19 protein-coding genes are annotated in these 23,532 nt (G+C 68.2%); 18 read left to right on the top strand and 1 reads right to left on the bottom strand.

All coding sequences use genetic code 11. From position 1 onward, the window contains the following. Positions 1-10 precede the first annotated feature (10 nt). The 4 genes from ACQY76_RS02255 (at position 11) to mraY (ending at position 5,964) form a co-directional block, all read left to right on the top strand. Positions 11-1,795, top strand: a complete 1,785-nt coding sequence (locus ACQY76_RS02255) for a peptidoglycan D,D-transpeptidase FtsI family protein (protein WP_428031299.1) — start codon at positions 11-13, stop codon at positions 1,793-1,795. Between the two features lie 39 nt (positions 1,796-1,834). Beyond that, a complete protein-coding gene (locus tag ACQY76_RS02250) occupies positions 1,835-3,322 on the top strand; it encodes a UDP-N-acetylmuramoyl-L-alanyl-D-glutamate--2,6-diaminopimelate ligase (RefSeq protein ID WP_428031298.1) in 1,488 nt (495 codons plus the stop codon). A gap of 5 nt (positions 3,323-3,327) precedes the next feature. Beyond that, a complete protein-coding gene (locus ACQY76_RS02245; RefSeq protein ID WP_428031297.1) occupies positions 3,328-4,782 on the top strand; it encodes a UDP-N-acetylmuramoylalanyl-D-glutamyl-2,6-diaminopimelate--D-alanyl-D-alanine ligase in 1,455 nt (484 codons plus the stop codon). A 96-nt stretch (positions 4,783-4,878) separates the two neighbouring features. After that, complete coding sequence (mraY, locus tag ACQY76_RS02240) at positions 4,879-5,964, top strand: phospho-N-acetylmuramoyl-pentapeptide-transferase (protein WP_428031296.1); 1,086 nt, start codon at positions 4,879-4,881, stop codon at positions 5,962-5,964. 114 nt (positions 5,965-6,078) lie between these two features. On the opposite strand, the gene ACQY76_RS02235 is transcribed toward mraY, so the two are convergent. Next, on the bottom strand, positions 6,079-6,975 hold the full coding sequence (locus tag ACQY76_RS02235) for an MBL fold metallo-hydrolase (RefSeq protein ID WP_428031295.1): 897 nt from the start codon (positions 6,973-6,975) through the stop codon (positions 6,079-6,081). A gap of 134 nt (positions 6,976-7,109) precedes the next feature. Between ACQY76_RS02235 and murD the strand changes: the two genes are divergently transcribed. The 14 genes from murD (at position 7,110) to recN (ending at position 23,333) form a co-directional block, all read left to right on the top strand. Continuing rightward, the gene (murD, locus tag ACQY76_RS02230; RefSeq protein WP_428031294.1) at positions 7,110-8,546 is read left to right on the top strand and encodes a UDP-N-acetylmuramoyl-L-alanine--D-glutamate ligase; all 1,437 of its coding nucleotides are present in this window, start codon (positions 7,110-7,112) and stop codon (positions 8,544-8,546) included. 77 nt (positions 8,547-8,623) lie between these two features. Then, a complete protein-coding gene (gene ftsW / locus ACQY76_RS02225) occupies positions 8,624-9,796 on the top strand; it encodes a putative lipid II flippase FtsW (RefSeq protein WP_428031293.1) in 1,173 nt (390 codons plus the stop codon). 8 nt (positions 9,797-9,804) lie between these two features. After that, on the top strand, positions 9,805-10,917 hold the full coding sequence (gene murG, locus ACQY76_RS02220; protein ID WP_428031292.1) for an undecaprenyldiphospho-muramoylpentapeptide beta-N-acetylglucosaminyltransferase: 1,113 nt from the start codon (positions 9,805-9,807) through the stop codon (positions 10,915-10,917). 126 nt (positions 10,918-11,043) lie between these two features. After that, on the top strand, positions 11,044-12,462 hold the full coding sequence (gene murC / locus ACQY76_RS02215; protein ID WP_428031291.1) for a UDP-N-acetylmuramate--L-alanine ligase: 1,419 nt from the start codon (positions 11,044-11,046) through the stop codon (positions 12,460-12,462). Between the two features lie 14 nt (positions 12,463-12,476). Next, the gene (locus ACQY76_RS02210; RefSeq protein ID WP_428031290.1) at positions 12,477-12,779 is read left to right on the top strand and encodes a nucleotidyltransferase family protein; all 303 of its coding nucleotides are present in this window, start codon (positions 12,477-12,479) and stop codon (positions 12,777-12,779) included. Beyond that, positions 12,779-13,132 carry a HepT-like ribonuclease domain-containing protein gene (locus tag ACQY76_RS02205; RefSeq protein WP_428031289.1) on the top strand — a complete coding sequence of 118 codons (354 nt, stop codon included), beginning with the start codon at positions 12,779-12,781 and terminating at the stop codon, positions 13,130-13,132. The genes ACQY76_RS02210 and ACQY76_RS02205 overlap by 1 nt, the downstream gene beginning before the upstream one ends. Positions 13,133-13,161: 29 nt before the next feature. Continuing rightward, a complete protein-coding gene (gene murB / locus ACQY76_RS02200; RefSeq protein WP_428031288.1) occupies positions 13,162-14,082 on the top strand; it encodes a UDP-N-acetylmuramate dehydrogenase in 921 nt (306 codons plus the stop codon). Positions 14,083-14,115: 33 nt separating this feature from the next. Continuing rightward, on the top strand, positions 14,116-15,036 hold the full coding sequence (locus tag ACQY76_RS02195; RefSeq protein ID WP_428031287.1) for a D-alanine--D-alanine ligase: 921 nt from the start codon (positions 14,116-14,118) through the stop codon (positions 15,034-15,036). A 74-nt stretch (positions 15,037-15,110) separates the two neighbouring features. After that, a complete protein-coding gene (locus tag ACQY76_RS02190; protein WP_428031286.1) occupies positions 15,111-16,016 on the top strand; it encodes a cell division protein FtsQ/DivIB in 906 nt (301 codons plus the stop codon). After that, complete coding sequence (gene ftsA / locus ACQY76_RS02185) at positions 16,013-17,335, top strand: cell division protein FtsA (RefSeq protein ID WP_428031285.1); 1,323 nt, start codon at positions 16,013-16,015, stop codon at positions 17,333-17,335. Before ACQY76_RS02190 ends, ftsA begins: the two co-directional genes overlap by 4 nt. 87 nt (positions 17,336-17,422) lie before the next feature. Continuing rightward, positions 17,423-19,120, top strand: coding sequence for a cell division protein FtsZ (ftsZ, locus tag ACQY76_RS02180; protein WP_428031284.1), 1,698 nt, complete (start codon positions 17,423-17,425; stop codon positions 19,118-19,120). Between the two features lie 309 nt (positions 19,121-19,429). Beyond that, positions 19,430-20,368 carry a UDP-3-O-acyl-N-acetylglucosamine deacetylase gene (gene lpxC, locus ACQY76_RS02175; RefSeq protein WP_428031283.1) on the top strand — a complete coding sequence of 313 codons (939 nt, stop codon included), beginning with the start codon at positions 19,430-19,432 and terminating at the stop codon, positions 20,366-20,368. Between the two features lie 228 nt (positions 20,369-20,596). After that, complete coding sequence (locus ACQY76_RS02170; RefSeq protein ID WP_428031282.1) at positions 20,597-21,508, top strand: outer membrane protein assembly factor BamD; 912 nt, start codon at positions 20,597-20,599, stop codon at positions 21,506-21,508. 148 nt (positions 21,509-21,656) lie between these two features. Next, complete coding sequence (gene recN / locus ACQY76_RS02165) at positions 21,657-23,333, top strand: DNA repair protein RecN (protein ID WP_428031281.1); 1,677 nt, start codon at positions 21,657-21,659, stop codon at positions 23,331-23,333. Positions 23,334-23,532 lie beyond the last annotated feature (199 nt).

Here is a 23,532-nt window from a genome sequence, read left to right as displayed (position 1 = left end):
AGGTGGCACCATGAGCAACGTCGCAAAGACCCCCGCCTCCGGCCTCGGCCAAAAACTCGCGCGCCTGCCGCTGTGGCTGCCGCGCGGTGTTCTCGCCATCGTGCGTGCCGCCTTCGGCCGGGGGCGCCCGGAGGCGCATGAGGTGGCGCGGGCGCGGATCGTTCTATGCATGATGGTGTTCGCTGGCGTCTACCTCGCCATTGGCGGACGTCTTGCTATGCTCGCCTCGGCGCCCGAAGGCTCGGTGGCGCGCCGCATTGTCGCCACCGACGCCGTGGCCTCGGCGCGGCCGGACATTCTCGACCGCAATGGGCTGGTGCTGGCCACCGATGTGAAGTCCGCCTCGCTCTATGGCGAGCCGCGCCGACTGATCGATGTCGACGAGGCGGTCGAGGCGCTCACCGCCGTCCTGCCCGACCTCGATGCCAACGAGCTGCGCCAGCGCCTCTCCACTGATCGCGGTTTCGTCTGGCTGCGACGCGACATTACCCCGCAGCAGCAGCGCGAGATCCACAATCTCGGCCTGCCGGGCATCGGCTTCATGACCGAGAATCGCCGCGTCTATCCCGGCGGGACGTTGGGCGCGCATGTGCTTGGCTCGACCAATATCGACAACCAGGGCATAGCTGGCATCGAGAAATGGGTCGACACGCGCGGCCTTGCCGACCTTCACCTGGCCGGCTTCGCCTCCGACCGCCAGCAGGAGCCGGTGGAACTGGCGCTGGATCTGCGGGTGCAGCACGTGCTGCGTGACGAGCTCTTCACCGCCAAGGAGAAGTTCAAGGCCATCGCCGCCGCCGGCACGGTGGTGGATGTGCGCACCGGCGAGATCGTCGCCATGGCGTCGCTGCCGGACTTCGACGCCAACGATCCCGCCCGGTCGCTCGACCCCAAGAACCTCAACCGCCTGACCACCGGCGTGTTCGAGATGGGGTCCACCTTCAAGGCGCTGACCTTCGCGATGGCGCTGGACAGCGGCCGTTTCAACATCAACTCGACGCTGGACGCGCGGGGGGCGCTGAGCTTTGGCCGCTTCCGCATCAGCGACTACCACGCCGAGAACCGCGTCCTGACGCTGCCGGAAGTGTTCCTCTTCTCCTCCAATATCGGCACCGCCAAGATGGCGCTGTCGCTGGGTGTCGATGCCCACAAGGCGTTCCTCGCCAAGGCCGGGCAGCTTGATCGCCTGCGCACCGAACTGCCCGAGAGCGCCATGCCGATCGTGCCCAAGCGCTGGGGCGAGGTGAACACCGCCACCATCGCCTTCGGTCACGGCCTCGCCGTCGCACCGCTGCAGGCGGTGATGGCGGTGAACGCGCTGGTCAATGGCGGCTACCTCATCCCCCCGACCTTCCTCAAGCGCACGCGGGAGGAGGCCCTTGCGGTCGGCACTCCGATCATCAAGCCGGAGACCAGCGCCAAGATGCGCTATCTGCTGCGCCTCAATGCCGAGAAGGGGTCGGCAAAGAAGGTCAACGTTCCCGGCTTCTATGCTGGCGGAAAGACTGGCACCGCGGAGAAGGTGATCAATGGCCGCTACTCGAAGACCAAGCTGCTCACGACCTTCACGGGCGTCTTCCCGATGGACAATCCGCAATACCTTGTGCTGGTGATGCTGGACGAGCCGCAGGCTGTCGAGGGCACCTACGGCTACGCCACCGCCGGCTGGAACGCGGCGCCGACCACGGGCAAGATCATCTCCCGCATCGGGCCCATGCTCGGCATCATGCCGCGTACCGATGTGCCGTCGGCCGAAAGCCTGCTCGCCAACACCACGCTGGCGCGGGCACAGTGATGTGAAAGGGCGCCGGCAGCGGCGCGCAGGACGACGCCAATGCCTGACCGGATGCGACCCACAGTCGACTGCGCGCGCCACCTGACCCTGCGGGGCCTGATCGGCGAGGACGCCGACTATGCCGGCGCCGACCCCGAGATCGCGGTCGGCGAGCCTTCGCTCGACAGCCGCAGCGCGCGGGCAGGCGACGTTTTCTTCGCGCTCTCGGGTGCCAAGGTCGACGGTCTCGGCTATGCCCGCGACGCCATCGCGCGCGGCGTTGTCGCCGTGGTCGCGGAGGCGGAGCGGCCGGAGGGCTTCGATCCCGCCATTTCCTATGTGCGGGTCGGCAATGCGCGTCGTGCGGTTGCGCTCGCGGCCGCGCGGGCCTTCCCGCACCAGCCCGCGACGATCGCCGCCGTCACCGGCACCTCGGGAAAGACCTCCGTCGCCGCCTTCGCCCGGCAGCTCTGGCAGGGCCTCGGCTTTGCGAGCGCCAGCCTCGGCACGCTCGGTGTCATCGCCCCTTCCGGCGCCGTGTACGGGTCGTTGACCACGCCGGACCCGATCGAGCTGCACCGCACCCTTCACATGCTGGCGGATGAAGGAGTGACGCATCTGTGCCTGGAGGCGTCCTCCCACGGGCTGGACCAGCACCGCCTCGACGGCGTGCGCCTGAAGGCCGGCGGCTTCACCAATCTCTCGCGCGACCATCTCGACTATCACGCGACCATGGAAGACTACCTCGACGCCAAGATGCGGCTGTTCCGCGATCTGGTGCCGCGCGGCGGCGGCGCGGCGGTGTGGGTCGACACTACTGAGGGCAGCCATGTCGCGCAGGTGGCGGCCGAGCATGAGCTGAACCTTCTCGGCATCGGCACGGCGGGGGCGGGCATCACGCTGCTGGCGCGCACCGATCAGGGTTTCGGCCAGCGCCTGGCGATCGAGATCGCCGGGGCGCGCCATGATGTGACGCTGCCGCTTGTCGGTGCCTTCCAGGCCTGCAACGCGCTGGTAGCGGCGGGCCTCGCCATGCTCACCGGCTCTCCCGCCGACGAGGTGCTGCCGCTGCTGAAGACGCTTGCCGGCGTCCCGGGTCGGCTGGAACTCGTCGGAACCAAGAACGAGGCGGCCATTTTCGTCGACTACGCCCACAAGCCGGACGCGCTGGCAAACGCGCTCGCCGCGCTTCGCCCCTATGCCAGCGGACGGCTGATCGTGGTGTTCGGCTGCGGCGGCGACCGGGACCGCGGCAAGCGCTCGCTCATGGGCGCCATCGCCGCTGAACAGGCGGATGTCGTGATCGTCACCGACGACAATCCCCGCAGCGAGGACGCCGCGTCGATCCGCGCCGCCATCCTCGCCACGGCGCCCGAGGCGACGGAGATCGGCGACCGCGCCGAGGCCATCGCCGCTGCCATCGGCATGGCCGAGGCCGGAGATGTGGTGCTGATCGCCGGCAAGGGTCACGAAACCGGCCAGATTATCGGCGACCGGACATTGCCGTTTTCGGACCGCGACGTCGCGGTCGGGCTTCTCGGGAGATGACCGCCATGGAAGCTGGACGTTCCACGGTCTCGCCGCTCTGGACGCCCGAGGCGCTCGCGCAGGCGACCGATGGCACGCTGTCCGGCACGCCCGGGCCCGCCATCGGCGGCGTGTCGATCGACACCCGCACGCTACGACCTGACGACGTGTTCTTCGCCATTCGCGGCGAGAACAGCGATGGCCACGCCTATGTCCCCACGGCCCAGCAGCGCGGCGCGGCGCTCAGCGTGGTGGAACGAGGGCAAGTGGGCGACATGCCGCAAGGCGCGGCACTGCTGGCGGTCGACGACGTTCTGGGCGCACTGGAAGCGGTGGGGCGTGCGGCGCGTGCCCGCACCGGCGCCCGCATCGTCGGCATCACCGGCTCGGTGGGCAAGACGACCACCAAGGAAGCTCTGGCGCTGGCTCTTGGCGCAGACGGGCCTACCCACGCCTCGGCAGCGTCGTACAACAATCATTGGGGCGTGCCGCTTTCGCTCGCCCGCATGCCGCAGGCCAGCGCCTATGGCGTGTTCGAACTCGGCATGAACCATCCCGGCGAGATCACCCCGCTGGTCGCCATGGTGCGCCCACATGTGGCGGTGATCACCACCATCGAGCCGGTGCATATCGCCCAGTTCGACAGCGTGGAGGCCATCGCCGACGCCAAGGCCGAGATCTTCACCGGTGTCGAGCCGGGCGGGGCGGCGGTGCTCAACCGCGACAACCCGCATTACGCGCGGCTGGCGGCGGCGGCGAAAGCGGCGGGCATCACCACCATCATCGGCTTCGGCGAGGCGGAAGGAGCCGATGCGCGGCTCAGCTGCGTGAAGCTGCAGCCGCATATGTCGACCGCCATCGCCGACATCATGGGCGAGAGCGTGAGCTTCAAGGTCGGCCTGCCGGGCCGCCACATCGTGCAGAACGCCCTTGCCGTGCTCGCCGCCGCCAAGCTGGCTGGAGCCGATCTGTGCCTCGCCGCGCTGGCGCTGTCCGCGCTGGGGCCCCCGCCGGGGCGCGGCGTGCGGACAGCGCTCGGCGTGAAGGGCGGAGCGGCGACGCTGATCGACGAGAGCTACAATGCCAATCCGGCCTCAATGCGCGCCGCTCTGGCCGTGCTCGGCACCACGCCGGCGACCGGGCGAGGCCGGCGGATCGCCGTGCTGGGCGACATGCTGGAACTCGGCACGCGGGGGGAGGAGATGCACCGCGACCTCGCCCCGGCGACCGCGTCGGCCGAACTGGTCTTCTGCGCCGGGCCGCTGATGCGGGCCTTGTGGGAGGCGCTGCCGGAAAACCGCCGGGGGGCCTGGGCGCCGGATGCGGTGGCGCTGCTGCCGTTGCTGGCGGAGCGGCTGCGCGGCGGCGACGCCGTCATGGTCAAGGGCTCCAATGGCAGCCGCATGGGGCCGCTGGTGCGCGCGCTGATTGAGCGTTTTCCCGCGGCAAGCCTTGCGGAAGCCACGGAATCATCGGAATGAGCCGCGCCGGTCACTTCTTCCCGAGCCCGGGCGATCCTCGCCGTCCGGCGCGGCGTGCCGGTGCGCTGCCCGTCCCACCCAAAGGTTGATCCCTCCATGCTGCAATGGCTCGCCGAATTCCAGGGAAGCGTCCCGGCGGTTAACGTCTTCCGCTACATCACCTTTCGCACCGGCGGGGCGATCATCACCGCGCTGCTCTTCGTCTTCATGTTCGGCCCGGCCATCATCGCCCTCCTGCGCCTGAAGCAGGGCAAGGGCCAGCCGATCCGCACCGACGGGCCGCAATCGCATCTGCTGACCAAGAAGGGCACGCCCACCATGGGCGGGCTGATGATCTTCTCCGGGCTCATGGTGGCGACGCTGCTGTGGGGGAACCTGTCCAACCCCTATGTCTGGGTAGTGCTGTTCGTCACCATCGGCTTCGGTCTGATCGGCTTCTATGATGACTATCTGAAGGTCACCAAGCAGACCCATAACGGGCTGTCCGGCAAGACCCGCCTCGCCATTGAGGGGCTGATCGCCGGCGCCGCCGCCGTGGTGATCATGCATGTGGGCCGGGACCCGCTCTCCTCCTCGCTGGCCTTCCCCTTCTTCAAGGACCTGCTGCTCGACCTCGGCTGGTTCTTCGTGATCTTCGGCGCTTTCGTCATCGTGGCGGCGGGCAATGCGGTGAACCTGACCGACGGGCTTGACGGCCTCGCCATCGTGCCGGTCATGGTCGCCGCCGCCAGCTTCGGGATGATCTCCTACCTTTCCGGCAACGTGCTGTTCGCCGACTATCTGCAGATCCACTATGTCGCCGGCGTCGGCGAACTGGCGGTGATATGCGGGGCCATCATCGGCGCGGGCATCGGCTTCCTGTGGTTCAACGCCCCGCCGGCGCAGATTTTCATGGGCGATACCGGCTCGCTGGCGCTGGGCGGCCTGCTCGGCACCATCGCGGTCGCCACCAAGCATGAGATCGTGCTGGCGGTGATCGGTGGCCTGTTCGTGCTGGAGGCGGTGTCGGTGATCGTGCAGGTCGCCTCGTTCAAGCTCACCGGCAAGCGCGTGTTCAAGATGGCGCCGATCCACCATCATTTCGAACAGAAGGGCTGGACCGAGCCGCAGATCGTCATCCGCTTCTGGATCATCGCAGTGGTGCTGGCGCTGATCGGCCTCTCCACGCTCAAGCTGCGGTGAGGATTGGCGCGGCGCTTCCGTCATCCCGGCCGAGCGCGGCGAGAGCCGGGATCGCGAGCAGGACAATCTCCACGCGATCCCGGATCGGCCTGCGGCCGTCCGGAATGACGCGTTCTAAGGCAACGCCAGTACCTTCTTCACATTATTGGCGTGCACCGGCTCATAGGGCGCGAAATAGGTGAGGGCGCCTGTGGCGATGTCGCCGGCGATGAAGGTGGACAGATCCTGGTCAGCCAGCGCCATATCCGTACGCGTGTGCAGCAGCTTCTTCACATAGCGGATCGTGGCGTCGATCAGTTCGGGGCCATAGCCGCCCGCCGCGATCACCTCCAGCGCGCCGTGATTGGGCAGGATGCGCCGGTAGCCCCAGCTGCGGATGCGCTTCAGTTCCTCGACATGAACCGGCAGGCGCTCCGGCTCGGCGACATAGGTGATCGGCTCCTCCAGCGTGTCGCCGGCCAGCATCAGGCCGAGCTCCGGCAGCAGCAGGATCAGCCCGTCATGGCTGTGGATCTCCGCCGGCTCCAGCTTCACCGTCAGCCGTCCGACCTTCAGTTCGGTCGGGCCGGTGATGATCTTGTTCGGCATGATCAGCGGGAAGATCGGCGGGTCGCCATTTTCCAGCGCCACGCGGTGGGCGGCGAGCGCCCGCTCCGTGCTGTCGAGCGCGAGGATTTCGTCCGTCGCGAAGACGGCGTTGCCGGCGACATGGTCGTCGTGCCAGTGGCTCAGCACCACGCGGAACGAGGTGACGCCGGCGTCTTCCAGAGTCCCGCGCATCATCTGGGCGTGGGGAATGGAAATATGGGTGTCGTAGAGCAGCGCCTCGCTGCCATCGACCACCGCATAGACGCAGACGCCGAGCGCGTAGGCGCCGTCGTCGAGCCAGTTCGGTGCCGCCGAATGCGCCCGCGCCCCGTCGATCCGCCCATCATAGAAGGCATAGATGTTGGGATGGGGGCGCAGGACCCGCATCGTCGAGCCGAGGGGAAGCAGAGCGGGGGCGGGCATGGCAAGCTCTCAGGCTGGTGTCGGCAAGTCGCCGGGGCGGTGAGGGTGGATCATTTCATCCACGGGCGAAATGCGCTAGCGAGGGGGACGCGCCCGGTGCCTATCCCGGGGTGTTCCATCCGAGGTCCCGCCACATGATTCCCGTCTCCTTCCTCAAGGATCGCGCCGTCGCCCTGTTCGGGCTCGGCGGCTCGGGCCTTGTCACCGCCCGGGCGCTTCTTGCGGGCGGCGCGGCCGTGACGGCATGGGATGATTCGCCCGTTTCCGTGGAGAAGGGGGCGGCCGAGGGCATCCCGACCGGCGATCTGCGCGCGGCCGACTGGTCGCGCTTTGCCGCGCTGGTTCTGGCGCCGGGGGTGCCGCTTACCCATCCCGAGCCGCACTGGACGGTGAAGATGGCGCTGCAGGCCGGGGTGCAGATCATCGGCGACATCGAGCTGTTCTGCCGCGAGCGGCGGCGCGTCTCGCCCCGCTCGCCCCTGGCGGCGATCACCGGCACGAATGGCAAATCCACCACCACGGCGCTGCTGGCGCATCTGATGTCGGCCGGCGGGCGGGACGCCGAGATCGGCGGCAATTTCGGCCCGGCCATTCTCGGCCTCTCGCCGCCGGCGCCCGGCCGCGTCCATGTCATCGAATGCTCCTCCTACCAGATCGATCTCGCGCCAAGTCTCGATCCGAGCGTCGGAATCCTGCTGAATCTCTCGCCCGACCACATCGACCGGCACGGCTCGATGGAGCATTACGCGCAGGTGAAGGAGCGCTTGATCGCCGGGGTGGAAGCGGGCGGCACGGCGGTGGTTGGTGTGGATGATGACTGGTCGCGCGCCATTGCCGACCGGGCGGAGGCGAGGGGCACGCGGGTCGTCCGGATTTCCGTCCAGCAGAAGCTGGCGGACGGGGTGTTTCTCGACGGCACCGATCTCGTGGAAAGCGTGCGGGGCGAACGTAAATTCTCTTTTCCACTCAAGGGCATCGGCTCGCTGCGCGGGGCCCATAACGCCCAGAACGCCGCCGCTGCCTATGCGAGCGCCCGCGCGCTGGGGCTGGCACCGGAGGCGATCGCCGCCGGCATGGCGAGCTTTCCCGGCCTTGCGCACCGGATGGAACAGGTGCGTACGCTCGGGAAAGTCTTGTTCGTCAACGATTCCAAGGCGACCAACGCCGATGCGGCGGAGCGGGCGCTGACCTCGTTCGAGGACATTTTCTGGATCGCCGGCGGCAAACCAAAAGAGGGCGGCATTGCGCCGCTGAAGCCGTTTTTCCCAAGGGTGCGAAAGGCTTACCTGATCGGCGTGGCGGCCGAGGCGTTCGCCGCCACGCTGGGCGACGACGTGCCCCATGAGATCTGCGGCACGCTCGATGTGGCGGTGGCGCGAGCTGCAGAAGACGCTGCAAAAATGACTGCAGACGCTGCTGCAACCTCCAGGCTGCAAGCTGCCGCCACCAGGCTGCAAACCGCAGCCGTCGTGCTGCTGTCGCCCGCCTGCGCCAGCTTCGACCAGTACCGCAATTTCGAGGTGCGGGGCGACGCGTTCCGTGCGCTCGTCAAGGCGTTGCCCGAAGTCTGAGCTCGCGCGTCGGCATTAAGCGCCCGTCAACCTTAACCGTCCGATACTCCGGCAACTTGTCTCCCGGAGTGGCGTATATGATATCGCGTGCCGAAAGGACGGTCGTCGGCGAGTGGTGGTGGACCATCGACCGGCTGCTGCTCGGTGCTCTCGCCGCCTTGATGATCATCGGCATCGTGCTGGCGCTGGCCGCGAGCCCGCCGGTGGCGGCGCGCATCGGCATTCCCGACCCGTTTCACTTCGTGAACCGGCAGGTGATGTTCCTGGTGCCGGCGCTCATCATCCTGCTGGCCACCTCCTTCCTGTCGCCGCGCAATATCCGGCGCATCGCGCTGGTGCTGTTCCTGCTCTTCCTCGGCCTCGTCTGTGCCACGCTGGTCATCGGGCCCGAGGTGAAGGGCGCGCGGCGCTGGCTCAACATCGCCAGCATCACCGTGCAGCCCTCGGAATTCCTCAAGCCCAGCTTCGTCATCATTGCCGCCTGGCTGTTCTCGGAGAGCGTGCGGCGGCCGGAAATGCCGGGCCAGTTCCTCGCCATCGGCCTGCTGGCCATGGTGGTGACGCCGCTGGTGCTGCAGCCGGATTTCGGCCAGACCATGCTGGTCTCGCTGGTGTGGGGCAGCCTGTTCTTTCTCGCCGGGCTGCGCATCGTCTGGGTGGTGGGGCTCGCCGGCGTCGGCGCCTCGGGCCTGTTCATCGCCTATAAGCTGGTGCCGCACGTCACCCAGCGCATCGACCGCTTCATGAACCCGGATTCCGGCGACACCTACCAGATCGACCTGTCGATCAACTCGTTCCTCAATGGCGGCTGGCTGGGGCAGGGACCGGGCGAGGGCAGCTTCAAGAAGGTGCTGCCGGACGGCCACACCGACTTCATCTTCGCGGTGGCGGGCGAGGAATTCGGCGCCGTGCTGTGTCTGATGATCGCCGGCCTGTTCGCCTTCATCGTGCTGCGCGCGCTGGCCCGCGCCATGCACGACGAGGACCCGTTCGTGCGCTTCGCCACCGCCGGGCTTGCCATGCTGTTCGGGCTCCAGTCCTGCATCAACATGATGGTGAACCTGCACATGATGCCGGCCAAGGGCATGACGCTGCCTTTCGTCTCCTATGGCGGCTCCTCGCTGCTGTCGCTGGCCTATGGCATGGGCATGCTGCTCGCCCTGACCCGCCGGCGCCCGCGCACCGCGACGCTGGCCGAGTTGGAACGGCTCGGCACGCGGCTCGGCGCGCCGATGCCGCGCCCGGCGTGAGGTCGGCCATGGCACCCGCCTCCCGTCCGCTCGTCATGCTCGCCGCCGGCGGCACCGGCGGCCACCTGTTCCCCGCCGAAGCGCTGGCCGGCGTGCTGGCGGCACGCGGCATCGATGTCGATCTCGTCACCGACTCCCGCGCTGCCCGTTATGCCGGGCACTTTCCCGCCCGCAAGTTGCATGTGCTGCCGGCGGAGACCGTGCGCGGGCGCTCGCCGGTGGCGCTGGCGCGCACCGCGCTCACCCTCGGGCTGGGTTTCATCAAGGGCTACCGGCTGATGCGGGCGATGCGGCCGGCCGTGGTGGTCGGCTTTGGCGGCTACCCGACCGTGCCGCCGATCCTCGCCGCCCATTATGCCGGCCTGCCCACGCTGATCCACGAGGCCAATGCGGTGATGGGGCGGGCCAACACGCTGCTGGCCTCGCGCGTTACCGCCATCGCCACGGGCTATCCCGATATCTGCGCCGCCAAGCCGGACCTCGCCGCAAAGGCGCGGCACACCGGCAACCCGGTGCGCCCGGCAGTGATCGCGGCCGCCGCCACGCCATTCGCCCCGCTGGAGCCGGGCGGGCCGCTCCATCTGCTGGTGACCGGCGGCAGCCAGGGCGCGCGGGTGATGAGCGAGGTGGTGCCCTTGGGGGTCGAGGCGCTCGATCCCGCGCTGCGCGCCCGGCTGCGGCTGGTGCAGCAGGCGCGGCCCGAAGACCTTGATTCGGTGCGCGCCACCTATGCCCGGCTCGGCGTGAGCGCCAAGGTCGAACCCTTCTTCGCCGATTTGCCGGCGCATATCGCCCAGGCGCATCTCGTCATCTCCCGCTCCGGGGCGATGACGGTGGCGGAACTGGGCGTCATCGGCCGGCCCTCCCTCCTCGTGCCGCTGCCCGGCGCGCTGGACCAGGACCAACTGGCCAACGCCACCGCGCTCGCCACGGGCGGCGGGGCGGTGGTGATGCCGCAGAGCCATTTCACCCCCGAGAGCTTCGCCTCGGCCATCGCTCGCCTTGCCGGCGAGCCGGGCCGGCTGGAAGCGATGGCGGCCGCAGCCCGCGCCATGGGCCGCGCCGATGCCGCCGAGCGCCTCGCCGCCCTCGTCCTCGCCACCGGCAACATCCATGTCTAGAGCCTCGCGCACCGCCCCCGCCCGGTTTCACCCCACCAAAGGCCCGGTGACGGGCGCGGCGCGCTCGTCTATTCCTGCGCGCCCGGACGTCACGCCCGCGCCGCATTGGCGCGGAAGGAACATCGCATGAAGCTCCCGCTCTCTCTCGGCCCCATCCATTTCGTCGGCATTGGCGGCATCGGCATGAGCGGCATCGCCGAGGTGCTGCACAATCTCGGCTACACGGTGCAGGGCTCCGACGTCTCGGAGAGCGCCAATGTGAAGCGCCTTGCCGAGAAGGGCATCAAGGTGCTGATCGGCCACGCCGCCGAAAACATCGACGGCGCCGAGGTGCTGGTGGTCTCCACCGCCATCCGTCGCGACAATCCCGAACTGGTCGCCGCCCGCGCCAAGCGGCTGCCGGTGGTGCGCCGGGCGGAAATGCTGGCCGAGCTGATGCGGCTGAAAAGCTGCGTCGCCATTGCCGGCACGCATGGCAAGACCACCACGACCTCGCTCGTCGCCACCCTGCTCGACGCCGGCGGCTTCGACCCCACCGTGATCAATGGCGGCATCATTAACGCCTATGGCACCAATGCGCGCCTGGGCGATGGCGAATGGATGGTGGTGGAGGCCGACGAGAGCGACGGCACCTTCCTCAAGCTGCCGGTCGAGGTGGCGATCGTCACCAATATCGACCCCGAGCATCTCGACCACTTCAAGACCTTCGAGGCGGTGCAGGCGGCGTTCCGCAGCTTCATCGACAACCTGCCCTTCTACGGCTTCGCGGTGATGTGCACCGACCATCCGGTGGTGCAGGCGCTGGTCGGCCATGTCGAGGACCGCCGCGTCATCACCTATGGCGAGAACCCGCAGGCGGATGTGCGCATCGTCGATGTCGACCTGCGCGGCGGCGTGTGTCGCTTCGCCGTGCTATTCCGCGACCGCACTGGAACGGTGGTGCATGAGCTCCGCGATCTGGTGCTGCCGATGCCGGGCAAGCACAACGCGCTGAACGCCACCGCCGCCATTGCCGTTGCCCATGAGCTGGGCGCCAGCGACGAGCAGATCCGTAGCGCGCTGGCGGGCTTTGGCGGGGTGAAGCGGCGCTTCACCCGCACCGGCGAGGTGGACGGGGTCACCATCTTCGACGATTACGGCCACCACCCGGTGGAGATTTCCGCCGTGCTGCGCGCCGCCCGCGCCTCCACCGAGGGGCAGGTGATCGCCGTGGTCCAGCCGCACCGCTATACGCGCCTGCAATCGCTGTTCGACCAGTTCGCCACCTGCTTCAACGACGCCGACCATGTCATCGTCGCCGATGTCTATGCCGCCGGCGAGGCGCCGATTCCGGGCATCGACCGCGACCATCTGGTCGAGGCGCTGCGCGCGCGCGGCCATCGCTCGGTCACCGCGCTGCCGGGGCCGGAAGCGCTGGCGGGGCTGGTGAAGGGGCTGATGAAACCGGGCGACTATGTCGTGTGCCTGGGCGCCGGCAACATCACCCAGTGGGCCTATGCGCTGCCCGAGCAACTGGCGCAGGATACGCAGGAAACCCGTTCGTGATAGAATCCTGTCTCATGGACATGACGCGCGAACATCTGATCCGCTCGCTCCTCGCGCTGCAGCCTCGCCTGCGGGCCGAAGGGGTGACGCGGCTGGCCTTGTTCGGGTCACGCGCGCGGGGCGATAATCGCGGGGACAGCGATGTCGACATCGCCATAGATGTGGCGCCGGGCACGAAGTTCTCGTTGATTGATCTTGTCGGCGTGGCCCAGGAAATCGAATCCGAGACCGGCCTGCCGGCCAACATCTTCATGCGCCGCAGTCTCGATGAGGGTTTCAGGCGCACCCTGGAGCGCGATGGCGTCGAGATATTCTGATGGAGGAGCGCGCACTCTTCCGGCTTCAGGACATGAAGGCGTCGATCGAGAACATCCGCAATTTGCTCGATGGGCGCTCCTTCGATGCGATGTATGGCGACGCGGCGACGCGCGCGGCCTTCGAGCGGTTTCTGGAAATCCTGAGCGAAGCCTCGCGCCACGTTCCCGGGGAGTGGAAGAGCGCGAATGCCCCCAGCATTCCGTGGAAGCAGATAGCCGATCTCGGCAATCACATCAGGCACGCCTATCACAAGCTGGATGCGCAATTGCTCTGGAATATCTATGAGAACGATCTCGATAAGCTCGATGAAGCGGTCCGCAGCATGTTGGCCCGCCACGGGGCCGACCGTTGAATGCCGACACGCGCGCTGAAGCCAGCATCATGACCTTCCCCGACCTCACGCCCGAGCTTTCCGCCCTTATGCCGGATCTGCGCGGCCGGTTGATCGCGAATCAGGGTCTCGCCGAGCTGACCTGGTTTCGGGTCGGCGGGCCGGCGCAGGTGCTGTTCACGCCGGCGGACGAGGAGGACCTCGCCACCTTCCTCGCCAACCTGCCGGCCGAGATACCGGTGATGGTGATCGGGCTCGGCTCCAACCTCATCGTGCGCGACGGCGGCGTGCCGGGGGTGGTGATCCGGCTCGGGCGCGGCTTCAGCGAGATATCGATCGAGGAGGGGCATCGGGTTCGCGTTGGCACGGCGGTGCCGGACGTGAAGCTCGCCCGCGCGGCGGCGGATGCCGGCATTGCCGGGCTCGCCTTCTATCGCGGCATCCCCGGCGGCATTGGCGGGGCGCTGCGGATGAATGCCGGCGCGCATGGCGGGGAAACCCGCAATCCGCTCATCGAGGCGCGCGGCGTCGACCGGGCCGGCACTGTCCGCGTGTTCTCCAATGCCGATTTCGGCTTCAGCTATCGCCACTCGGAGGCGCCCGACGACGTCATCTTCACGCAGGCGCTCTATCAGGGGCGGCCGGGCGAGACGGCGGAGATCGTCGCCGAGATGGACCGAATCACCGCGGCGCGCGAGGCGTCGCAGCCGATTCGCGAGAAGACCGGCGGCTCGACGTTCAAGAACCCGCCGGGCGGCAAGGCCTGGCAGCTCATCGACGCCGCCGGCTGCCGGGGGCTGATGCGCGGCGCCGCGCAGATGTCGACGATGCACTGCAACTTCCTGATCAACACCGGCGGTGCCACCGCCGCCGACATCGAAGGCCTCGGCGAAGAGGTTCGCCGGCGCGTGAAGGACCAGTCCGGCATTGAGCTGGAGTGGGAAATCAAGCGGATAGGCCTTCCCGGCTGAGCGATGCGGCCCCGAGCCGCCGAGGAGAATGTCATGGTCAAGCATGTCGCCGTCCTCATGGGCGGCTGGTCGCCGGAGCGGCAGGTGTCGCTGTGGTCGGGCGAAGCCTGCGCCAAGGCGGCGGAAAGCGTCGGCTACCGCGTCACGCGCGTCGATGTCGGGCGCGACATCGCGCAGGTGCTGGACGCGCTCAGGCCCGACGTGGCGCTGAACGTGCTGCACGGCCGGCCGGGCGAGGACGGCACTATCCAGGGCATCCTGGAGGTGCTGCGCATCCCCTACACCCATTCCGGCGTGCTGGCCTCGGCGCTGGCCATGGACAAGACGCAGGCCAAGATCATCCTCACCGCCCACGGCATCCCCGTGCCGGAGGGGCGCCTGGTGTCGCGGGCCGAGGCGGCGCGCGCCCACGTGCTGCCGCGCCCCTATGTGCTGAAGCCCAATACCGGGGGCTCGTCGGTCGGCGTGTTCATCGTGCGCGAGGACCAGGAGCACCCGCCGCAGGAACTGCATCGCCCCGATTGGGGATTCGGCGAAGAGCTGCTGGCGGAGCGCTACATCCCCGGGCTCGAGCTCACCTGCGCCGTAATGGGCGATAAGGCGCTCGGCGTCATCGAAATCCAGTCCGACCTAAAGTTCTACGATTACGAGGCAAAATACGCTCCGGGCGGATCTCGCCACATTCTGCCGGCCCAAATTTTACCGAATATTTACCAAAAGGCGCAGATGTTAGCGGTTGAGGCGCATCGCGCGCTCGGCTGTCGGGGCATCAGTAGGTCGGACTTCCGATATGACGACCGGACCGGGGACGAATCCGGTCTTGTCTGTCTGGAAGTCAACACTCAGCCCGGGATGACCGAGATGTCGCTTGTGCCCGAACTGGCAGCCCATGAGGGCCATTCGTTCGGTGAGCTTGTACGATGGATGGTGGAGGACGCTTCGCTCGATCGCTGACCCCGCGGCAGACGCCGACGGGCAAGCGCACCGGCGCGGCCAACGGCGAATCACTCAGAGGCGCACGCGTCCGGATGCCGGCGCGTCCTGCGGCCCTGGCTGAGCGTACCCGTCTTCTCGACCGCGCCATCATCGGCGGCCGGCGCTTCTTCGTCGGCCTCTCCGCCTCGCGGGCCGTGCGTGCCGGCGCCGGCGTCTGGCTCACCGCGCTGCTGTTCGCCGCCACCGGAATCTATGGCCTGGAGCGCGGCGGCCTCATGCCGGCAGCGGTCGAGACCGCCCGGGACATGGGCGATGCCGCCGCCAACCTTGCGGGCTTCAAGATCGCCAACGTCAATCTTTCCGGCCAGAATCACGTCACCCCCGGCGACATTCTCACCACGGCCGGGGTGAAGCCGACCTCCTCGCTGCTGTTCCTCGATGCCGAGGGCGCGCGCATGCGGCTCGAAGAGCTGGCCTGGATCAAGCGCGCCACCGTGCAGAAGCTCTATCCCGACCGTCTCGACATCCAGATCGTCGAGCGCGAGGGCTTCGCGCTCTGGCAGAAGGACGGCAAGATCAACGTCATCGCCCGCGACGGCACGGTCATCGCGCCCTATTCCGACGATCCCCGCTACATCCGACTGCCGATCGTGGTCGGCGACGGCGCCGAAACCAGCGTGGTCGAAATCGTCGAGGCGCTCAGCCTGGTGCCCGGCGTGCGCGACCAGGTGCGCGCCGCCATCCGCGTCGCCGATCGCCGCTGGACGCTGAAGATGCGCAACGGCATCGATGTGCGCCTGCCCGAGCAGGGGCTGAACGACGCGCTCGAACAGCTCGCCGTGCTGGACCAGCAGAAGTCGCTGCTGTCGCGCGACATCACCGTCGTCGATTTGCGGCTTCCCGATCGTGTCTCGGTCCGGCTTTCCGACGCGGCCTACGAGGCGCGCCAGGCCGATCTGAAGGCCAAGGCCAAGGCGAAGAAGGCTGGCAGCACATGAGACCGCGCGCACCCTTCGAGATCGCCCCGAAAATGCGGCCGCTGCCGCCCCGCCGCACCGGCGTGGTGGGCGTGCTGGAAGTCGGCACCTCCAAGATCGTCTGCATGATCGCCCGGCTGAAGCCGCGCGAGGCGTCGTCGAGCCTGCGCCGGCGCACCCATTCGGTCGACGTGCTGGGCATCGGCCACACCAGCGCCCACGGCATCAAGGGCGGGACCGTCATCGACATGGAGCGTGCCGAGCACGCCATTCGCCGGGCGGTGGATGCCGCCGAGCGCATGGCCGGCGCGCAGATCGCCTCGGTCATCGTCTCGCTGGCCGGCGGCCGCCTGTCCTCCGAGCATTTCAACGCCGAGGTCGACCTTCCCGAGCCCTCCGTGGCCGAGGGCGACATACGCCGCGTGCTGGACGCCGCCTCCACCTTCGCGGTGGGCGAGGGCCGCACCATCCTGCACGCTTTGCCGGTCGGCTATGCGCTGGATGGCGCGGGCGGCATCGGCGAACCGCGCGGCATGCTGGGCCGCCGGCTCGGCGTGGATCTTCACGTCGTCACCGCCGAGGCGGCCGCCGTGCGCAACCTGCTGCTGTGCATCGAGCGCTGCCATCTCGGCGTCGAGGCGATGGTGGCCGCCCCCTATGCGGCGGCGCTTTCCACGCTGGCCGACGACGAAGCTGAACTCGGCGTGACGCTGATCGATTTCGGCGCCGGCACCACCACGGTGGCGGTGGTCGAGAACGGCCATTGCGTGCATGTCGACGGCATCGCCATCGGCGGCCAGCACGTCACCAACGACGTGGCGCGCGGGCTCTCCACCCGTCTTGCCGACGCCGAGCGGCTGAAGAGCCTGCATGGCGGGGTGATGGCGATGGGCGCGGACGAGCGCGAGATGCTGACCGTTCCCAGCATTTCCGACGATCACGACCTGCCGCGGGCGATCCCCAAGGCACGGCTGGTGCGCATCGTCCGTCCGCGTGTCGAGGAGATCGTCGAGCTGGTGCGCGACCGTCTCATCGCCTCGGGCCATGCGGCGGGCGCGGGCCGGCGTGTCGTTCTCACCGGCGGCGCCGCGCAACTCACTGGCCTTGCGGAGCTGGTCGGTAACATACTGGGACCACAGGTGCGAATCGGTCGTCCGCTCGGTATTTCCAAACTGCCGGAGGCCACACGGGGCGCGCCCTTCGCCGTGGCCACAGGTCTGCTTGTCTACCCCCAGGTCGCGGGTCTCGAACATTTCGAGGCTCGCCGCCGGCGCCTCTCGCAGGGCGATGGCTCGGGTTATTTCTCGCGCGTCGGACATTGGCTTAGGGAGGCCTTCTGACGTGCTCCATTCAATCCGCGCCGGCGGAACCGGCACCACAGGGATCATGACGGGCCGCGCGCCCGCCGGCGTTAGGGGACAGTAGAAATGACGATCAACCTCCAGGTACCGGACATCCGCGAGCTGCGCCCCCGCATCACCGTCTTTGGTGTCGGCGGCGCCGGTGGCAACGCGGTCAACAACATGATCACGGCCGGCCTGACGGGGGTCGACTTTGTGGTCGCCAACACCGACGCGCAGGCGCTCACCCTCTCCAAGGCCGAGCGCATCGTGCAGATGGGCGTGGCGGTCACCGAAGGTCTCGGCGCCGGTTCGCAGCCGGAAGTCGGCCGCGCCGCCGCCGAGGAAGCCCTCGACGAGATTCGCGATCACCTCGCCGGCGCGCACATGGTCTTCATCACCGCCGGCATGGGCGGCGGCACCGGCACGGGCGCTGCCCCCGTCATTGCCCGCGCCGCCCGCGAGCTCGGCATCCTCACCGTCGGCGTCGTGACCAAGCCCTTCCATTTCGAGGGCCAGCGCCGCATGCGCATCGGCGAGATGGGCATCAACGAGCTGCAGAAGGGTGTCGATACCCTCATCGTCATCCCGAACCAGAACCTGTTCCGGGTCGCCAACGAGCGCACTACCTTCGCCGACGCCTTCGCCATGGCGGACCAGGTGCTTTATTCGGGCGTCGCCTGCATCACCGACCTGATGGTGAAGGAAGGCCTGATCAACCTCGACTTCGCCGACGTTCGCGCCGTGATGCGCGAGATGGGCAAGGCGATGATGGGCACCGGCGAGGCTTCCGGCGAGCAGCGCGCCCGTCACGCGGCCGAGGCGGCGATCGCCAACCCGCTGCTCGACGAAGTGTCGATGCGCGGCGCGCGCGGCCTGCTGATCTCGATCACCGGTGGCAAGGACCTCACCCTGTTCGAGGTGGACGAGGCGGCGACCCGCATCCGCGAGGAAGTCGATCCCGACGCCAACATCATTCTCGGCGCCACCTTCGACGAGACGCTGGAAGGCCTGATCCGCGTGTCGGTCGTCGCTACCGGCATCGATCCGGCGGTGATTCCCGAGCAGATCCCCCACATCATGAACAACCTCCCCGATCTCGGCGGGCGCCGCGTGTCGAATGCCGGTCGCGCCGCGGTGGAAGCCCGCCGCGATGCCGCCCTGCGCTCGGTGGCCTCGGCGCTCGACGCGGAAGATTTCGGCGCCCCCCACCACGAGCCGAGCTTCGCCGCCGCCCCGGTGAATGACCACCTTTATGGTCACGAGCAGTCCTATGCGCCGGCCGCCATCGACGAGGTGACCATCCGCCAGATGGCACCGAAGCCGACCCTCTACGCAGAGCCCGAGCCCGCCCCCTACAATGAGGCGGCCTATGAGGAGCACTCGATCGAGCCGTTCATCCCGCCGCAGGCCGAGCGTCCGTCCCCGCGCATGCCGCGCGTCGACGAGCTTCCCATGCCGGCGCAGAACCAGATCCGCGCCGCGCGCGGCGAGATGCCCGACCATCATCACGCCGAGAAGAAGCGCATGACGCTGCTGCAGCGCCTCGCCAATGTCGGCCTCGGCCGCAACCAGGACGAGGAAGAGATGGAGCCCCCGGCGGACATGCGCCCCGTGGTGCGCCGCGCGCCGCAGCAGCCGGAGGGCCGTCCGCTGGCCGACATGCGCCCCGAGGCGTCCGAGTTCGCCAAGCGCCCGGCGGCCCGTCCGGCCGATCCGCGCGCCGCGCGCCCGGCCGAGGACGACCATCTCGACATCCCGGCCTTCCTGCGTCGCCAGGGCTGAGGGACGGGCCGAACAGGCGGCCGCGCGCCGCCTGTTACAGAACGTGTAACGCAGTGCAGCGCCCGGGTCGCGAGGTCCGGGCGCAGGCTTTTGAAATTAAAGGATTTTTCAGGATTTTGCGTCAGCGTAAAGACGGTAACAGACGGTAAGCAAGCGTGATTTGGCGCGGACTCACGGCGCCGTTATCTTGCAGCCAACGATAAGCAGCCGCCGCGGATTCGGTTCCGCACCTCGAACAAAGGGCGGCTTGGTGTTGGTCTTGGGGATTGGGGAGAGCGGGTCGTCCTGCACGTCCGCTTTTTGGGTCTAATGAACGCTGTACGGCAGACCACCCTCGGTGACGACGTAACGCTCTCGGGCGTAGGCGTGCATTCCGGGAAAATGGCGGCGATGCGCCTCTACCCCGGGGAAGCCGACAGCGGCATCGTTTTCTACCGCAAGGATACCCATCAATCGGTGCGCGCCTGCCGTGGCGCCGTTCGCGGCAGCGACCTCGCCACCGTGCTGCGCGATTCGAACGGCCCGGCCGTTTCTACCGTCGAACACCTCCTTGCCTGCTTTGCCGGTCTCGGCGTCGACAATGCGCGCGTCGAGATCGACGGACCCGAAGTGCCGATCCTGGACGGCAGTGCCGGCGATTTCGTGGCAGCGGTGGACGAGGCCGGCATCGTCGAGACCGACAGCGCCCGTCGCTATCTGCGCGTGCTCAAGACCGTCCGCGTCGAGACCGAGACCGGCTTCGGCGAGATCGCGCCCTACGACATGGGCTTCCGCTTGGAAGTCGAGATCGATTTCGACCACTCCGCCATCGGTCGCCAGCGTTTCGCCGCGACCATGTCGCCGGACGTGTTCCGCAAGGAACTCGCGGCCGCCCGCACCTTCGGCTTCGTCAGCGACGTCGAGCGCCTGTGGCAGGCGGGCTACGCGCTCGGCGCCTCGCTCGACAACACGATCTGCCTCGGCGATGACGGCGTCATCAACACCACCGGCCTGCGCTACGCCGACGAGTTCGTCCGCCACAAGGCCCTGGACGCGATCGGCGACCTCGCCATTGGCGGCCTGCCCATGCTGGGCCGCTACCGCTCCTATCGCGGCGGCCACAAGCTGAACTTCGCCGTCGTCGACGCGCTGCTCTCCGATCGCTCGGCCTATGAGATCGTCGAGGCCCGCATCCCGGCCCGCCGCGCCCTCAGCAGCAATGCCGGTCTCGTCGCGGTTGCCGTCCCGGCCTACGCGCCGGAGCTGTGAGCGCGACCTTCGTGTCGGCGTCTGTGACCTTGCGCTCTCGCCGGCGTCGATTTGCCTCCTGATATCGCGGCTAAACCGCGTCTGGCGTGCAACAGGTGGCATGAAACGGTGGCCGGCCGCCTCTCTTTGCTCTTGGCATCCCAAGGCGCCATAATCCGGTCGGAAAGCCGCCTTAGCGCCTAGTCGCGCATTCGGCGATAAAATGACCAGATCGGGATTGAACTTGTGATGCGTCTTCTCCGTCTCGGCCAGACCGTTCCCGACCACGGGATCCTCCCCGCCACCCGCCGCGTGCGTGCGGTGCGCTCCGGTGTCGTGGCCGCCCGCCTTCTGGCGCTGGTGCTGGTCGGCGCCTCGCTCGGCGGCTGTGCCAGCTGGTTCGACACGAGCAAGGAAGAGACGATCTATCCCGACGTCCCGGCCGAGCAGCGCTACAATGAGGGTCTGACCCTCATGCAGAAGAACGAATATGACGAAGCGATCACGCGCTTCGAGGATGTCGACCGCCAGCACCCCTATTCGGAGTGGGCGCGCAAGGCGATGCTGATGGTCGCCTATGTCAACTACACCCAGGGCAAGTACGACGAATGCATCGCCTCGGCGCGGCGCTATCTCGCCCTGCACCCCGGCTCGGAAGACGCGCCCTATGCGCAGTATCTCATCGCCGCCTCCTATTTCGACCAGATCCCGGACATCTCCCGCGACCAGCAGCGCACCCAGCGCGCGATGGATTCGCTGGAAGAGGTGATTCGCAAATACCCGAACACCGAATATGCCGTCAGCGCCAAGAAGAAGCTGGAGGTTGCCCGCGACCAGCTCGCCGGCAAGGAGATGATGATCGGGCGCTATTATCTCGAACAGCGCAACTATGCCGGCGCCATCAACCGCTTCAAGGTGGTGGTCACGCGCTACCAGACCACCCGCCATGTCGAAGAGGCGTTGTACCGCCTCACCGAGGCCTATATGGCGCTCGGCGTGATGAGCGAGGCGCAGACCTCTGCAGCGGTTCTCGGCTATAATTTCCCCGACAGCACCTGGTACAAGGACGCCTACAAGCTCGTTCAGGCCCGGGGCATCGACCCGAAGATGAACGAGCAGTCCTGGATCGCCAAGGCCTTCAAGGGCTTCAACCTCGGCTAGCGACGGCGTCGGACCGGACGGGGTGCGCCTCCTTCCGGTCCGCTTCGCAGTGTGAGAACATAGCAAGAACGCGGATGCGCGCCGTTCAGCGACCTGCTAGAAAGGCGCGTCCCGTCGTCCTGCGGGAAAACGTTCTGGAGCGTCACGCATGCTGATCGCCCTGTCGATCAGGGATATCGTGCTCATCGAGCGGCTCGACCTTTCCTTCCATGCCGGTCTCACCGTCCTCACCGGCGAGACCGGCGCAGGCAAGTCGATCCTCCTCGATGCCTTCACCCTGGCGCTCGGGGGGCGGGGCGATGGCTCGCTGGTGCGCCAGGGCACAGCGCAGGGGCAGGTGACTGCCGAGTTCGATCTGGCGTCCGATCATCCCGTCCGCGGTGTGCTGGCGGAGGCGGGCATCGACGATGACGGCGCGCTGGTGCTGCGCCGGGTGCAGCACGCGGACGGGCGCACCCGCGCCTTCGTCAACGACCAATCGGTCAGCGCGCAGATGCTGCGCGGCATCGGCCGGCGGCTGGTCGAGATCCACGGCCAGCACGACGACCGCGCGCTGGTCGATCCCACCTCTCACCGTGCCTTGCTCGACGCCTATGGCGGCCTCGTGCAGCTCGCCGAAACCGTTGTGGGACAAGGCCGCGCCTGGCGCGCGGCGCGCACCGAGGCGGCGCAGGAGAAGGCGCGGCTGGACGAAGCGGCCAAGGAGGCCGACTTCATCCGGCACGCGGTGGATGAATTGACGGCGCTCGGCCCCGAGCCGGGCGAAGAGGAGCGGCTCGCCACCCGTCGCACCGAGATGATGCGCTTCGAGAAGATCGCCACCGATCTGGCCGATGCGCAGGACGCGGTGGGCGGCGCCAACTCGCCCATACCCGGCCTCGCGGCCGCCGTGCGCCGGCTGGAGCGCCGGGCGGGGGAGGTCGAGGCACTGGTGCGGCCGGCGGTGGAGGCGATCGATGCCGCGCTCAACGCGCTGGACCTCGCCCGCACCCATCTCGACACGGCGCTGCGCGAGGCGGATTTCGACCCGCATGAGCTTGAACGGATTGAAGAAAGGCTGTTCGCCCTGCGCGCTGCCGGGCGGAAATTCACCTGCACCGTCGACGACCTTCCCGCCGTGGCGGCCCGCTTTGCCGACCAGCTCGACGCCCTCGACCATGGGGCGGAGACGTTGAAGGGCCTGGAGGCGCGCGCGGCCGAGGCCGAGGCGGTGTATCGCCGGCTGGCCCGCGATCTCTCGCAGAAACGTCACGTTGCCGCCAAGGCGCTCGACGAATCGGTGAATGCCGAACTGCCGCCGCTGAAGCTGGAGCGGGCGCGATTCATCACGGAGTGTCAGACCGATGAGGTGGACAGTCAGGCCGATGGGTACGATCGGATCGAGTTCTGGGTGCAGACCAACCCCGGCACCCGTCCCGGCCCGATGATGAAGGTGGCCTCCGGCGGCGAACTTGCGCGCTTCCTCCTCGCGCTGAAGGTGGTGCTGGCCGACAAGGGCTCGGCGCCGACGCTGGTGTTCGACGAGATCGATACCGGGGTGGGCGGCGCTGTGGCGGATGCCATTGGCGGACGGCTGGCCCGGCTCTCGGCGCGGGTGCAGGTGGTGGCGGTCACCCATGCGCCGCAGGTGGCGGCGCGGGCGGGCAATCATTTCCGCATCGCCAAGGAGGCGATGGCCGATCTCGACCGGGTGGCGACCCGTGTCGCGCCGCTGGCGCCGGACCATCGCCGCGAGGAAATCGCCCGCATGCTCTCCGGCGCCGAGGTGACGGCGGAGGCGCGTGCGGCGGCCGACAGGTTGCTGAAAGGTGCGGCGGCCGATTGATGCACCGCCACGCGGCACCCGCCGCGCGGCGCCGCAACCACCAGCCGCCCGTGACCGCTCTGCGCTTCCACAACCGACGTTGTCGGCCCACCCGTCAGCCTGCCGCGTCTCGCGCGTCCATTGCGCCGCGGCGGTTTCCCAACGCTGCGCTGCGAGACGCGCCCGCTCGCCGTGCTGTCATAATTGATGGCTAAATGAC

The sequence above is a fragment of the Ancylobacter sp. genome (assembly GCF_965279025.1).
In the GTDB taxonomy this organism is placed as follows: domain Bacteria; phylum Pseudomonadota; class Alphaproteobacteria; order Rhizobiales; family Xanthobacteraceae; genus Ancylobacter.
This window is presented reverse-complemented; position numbering and strand designations above follow the sequence as displayed.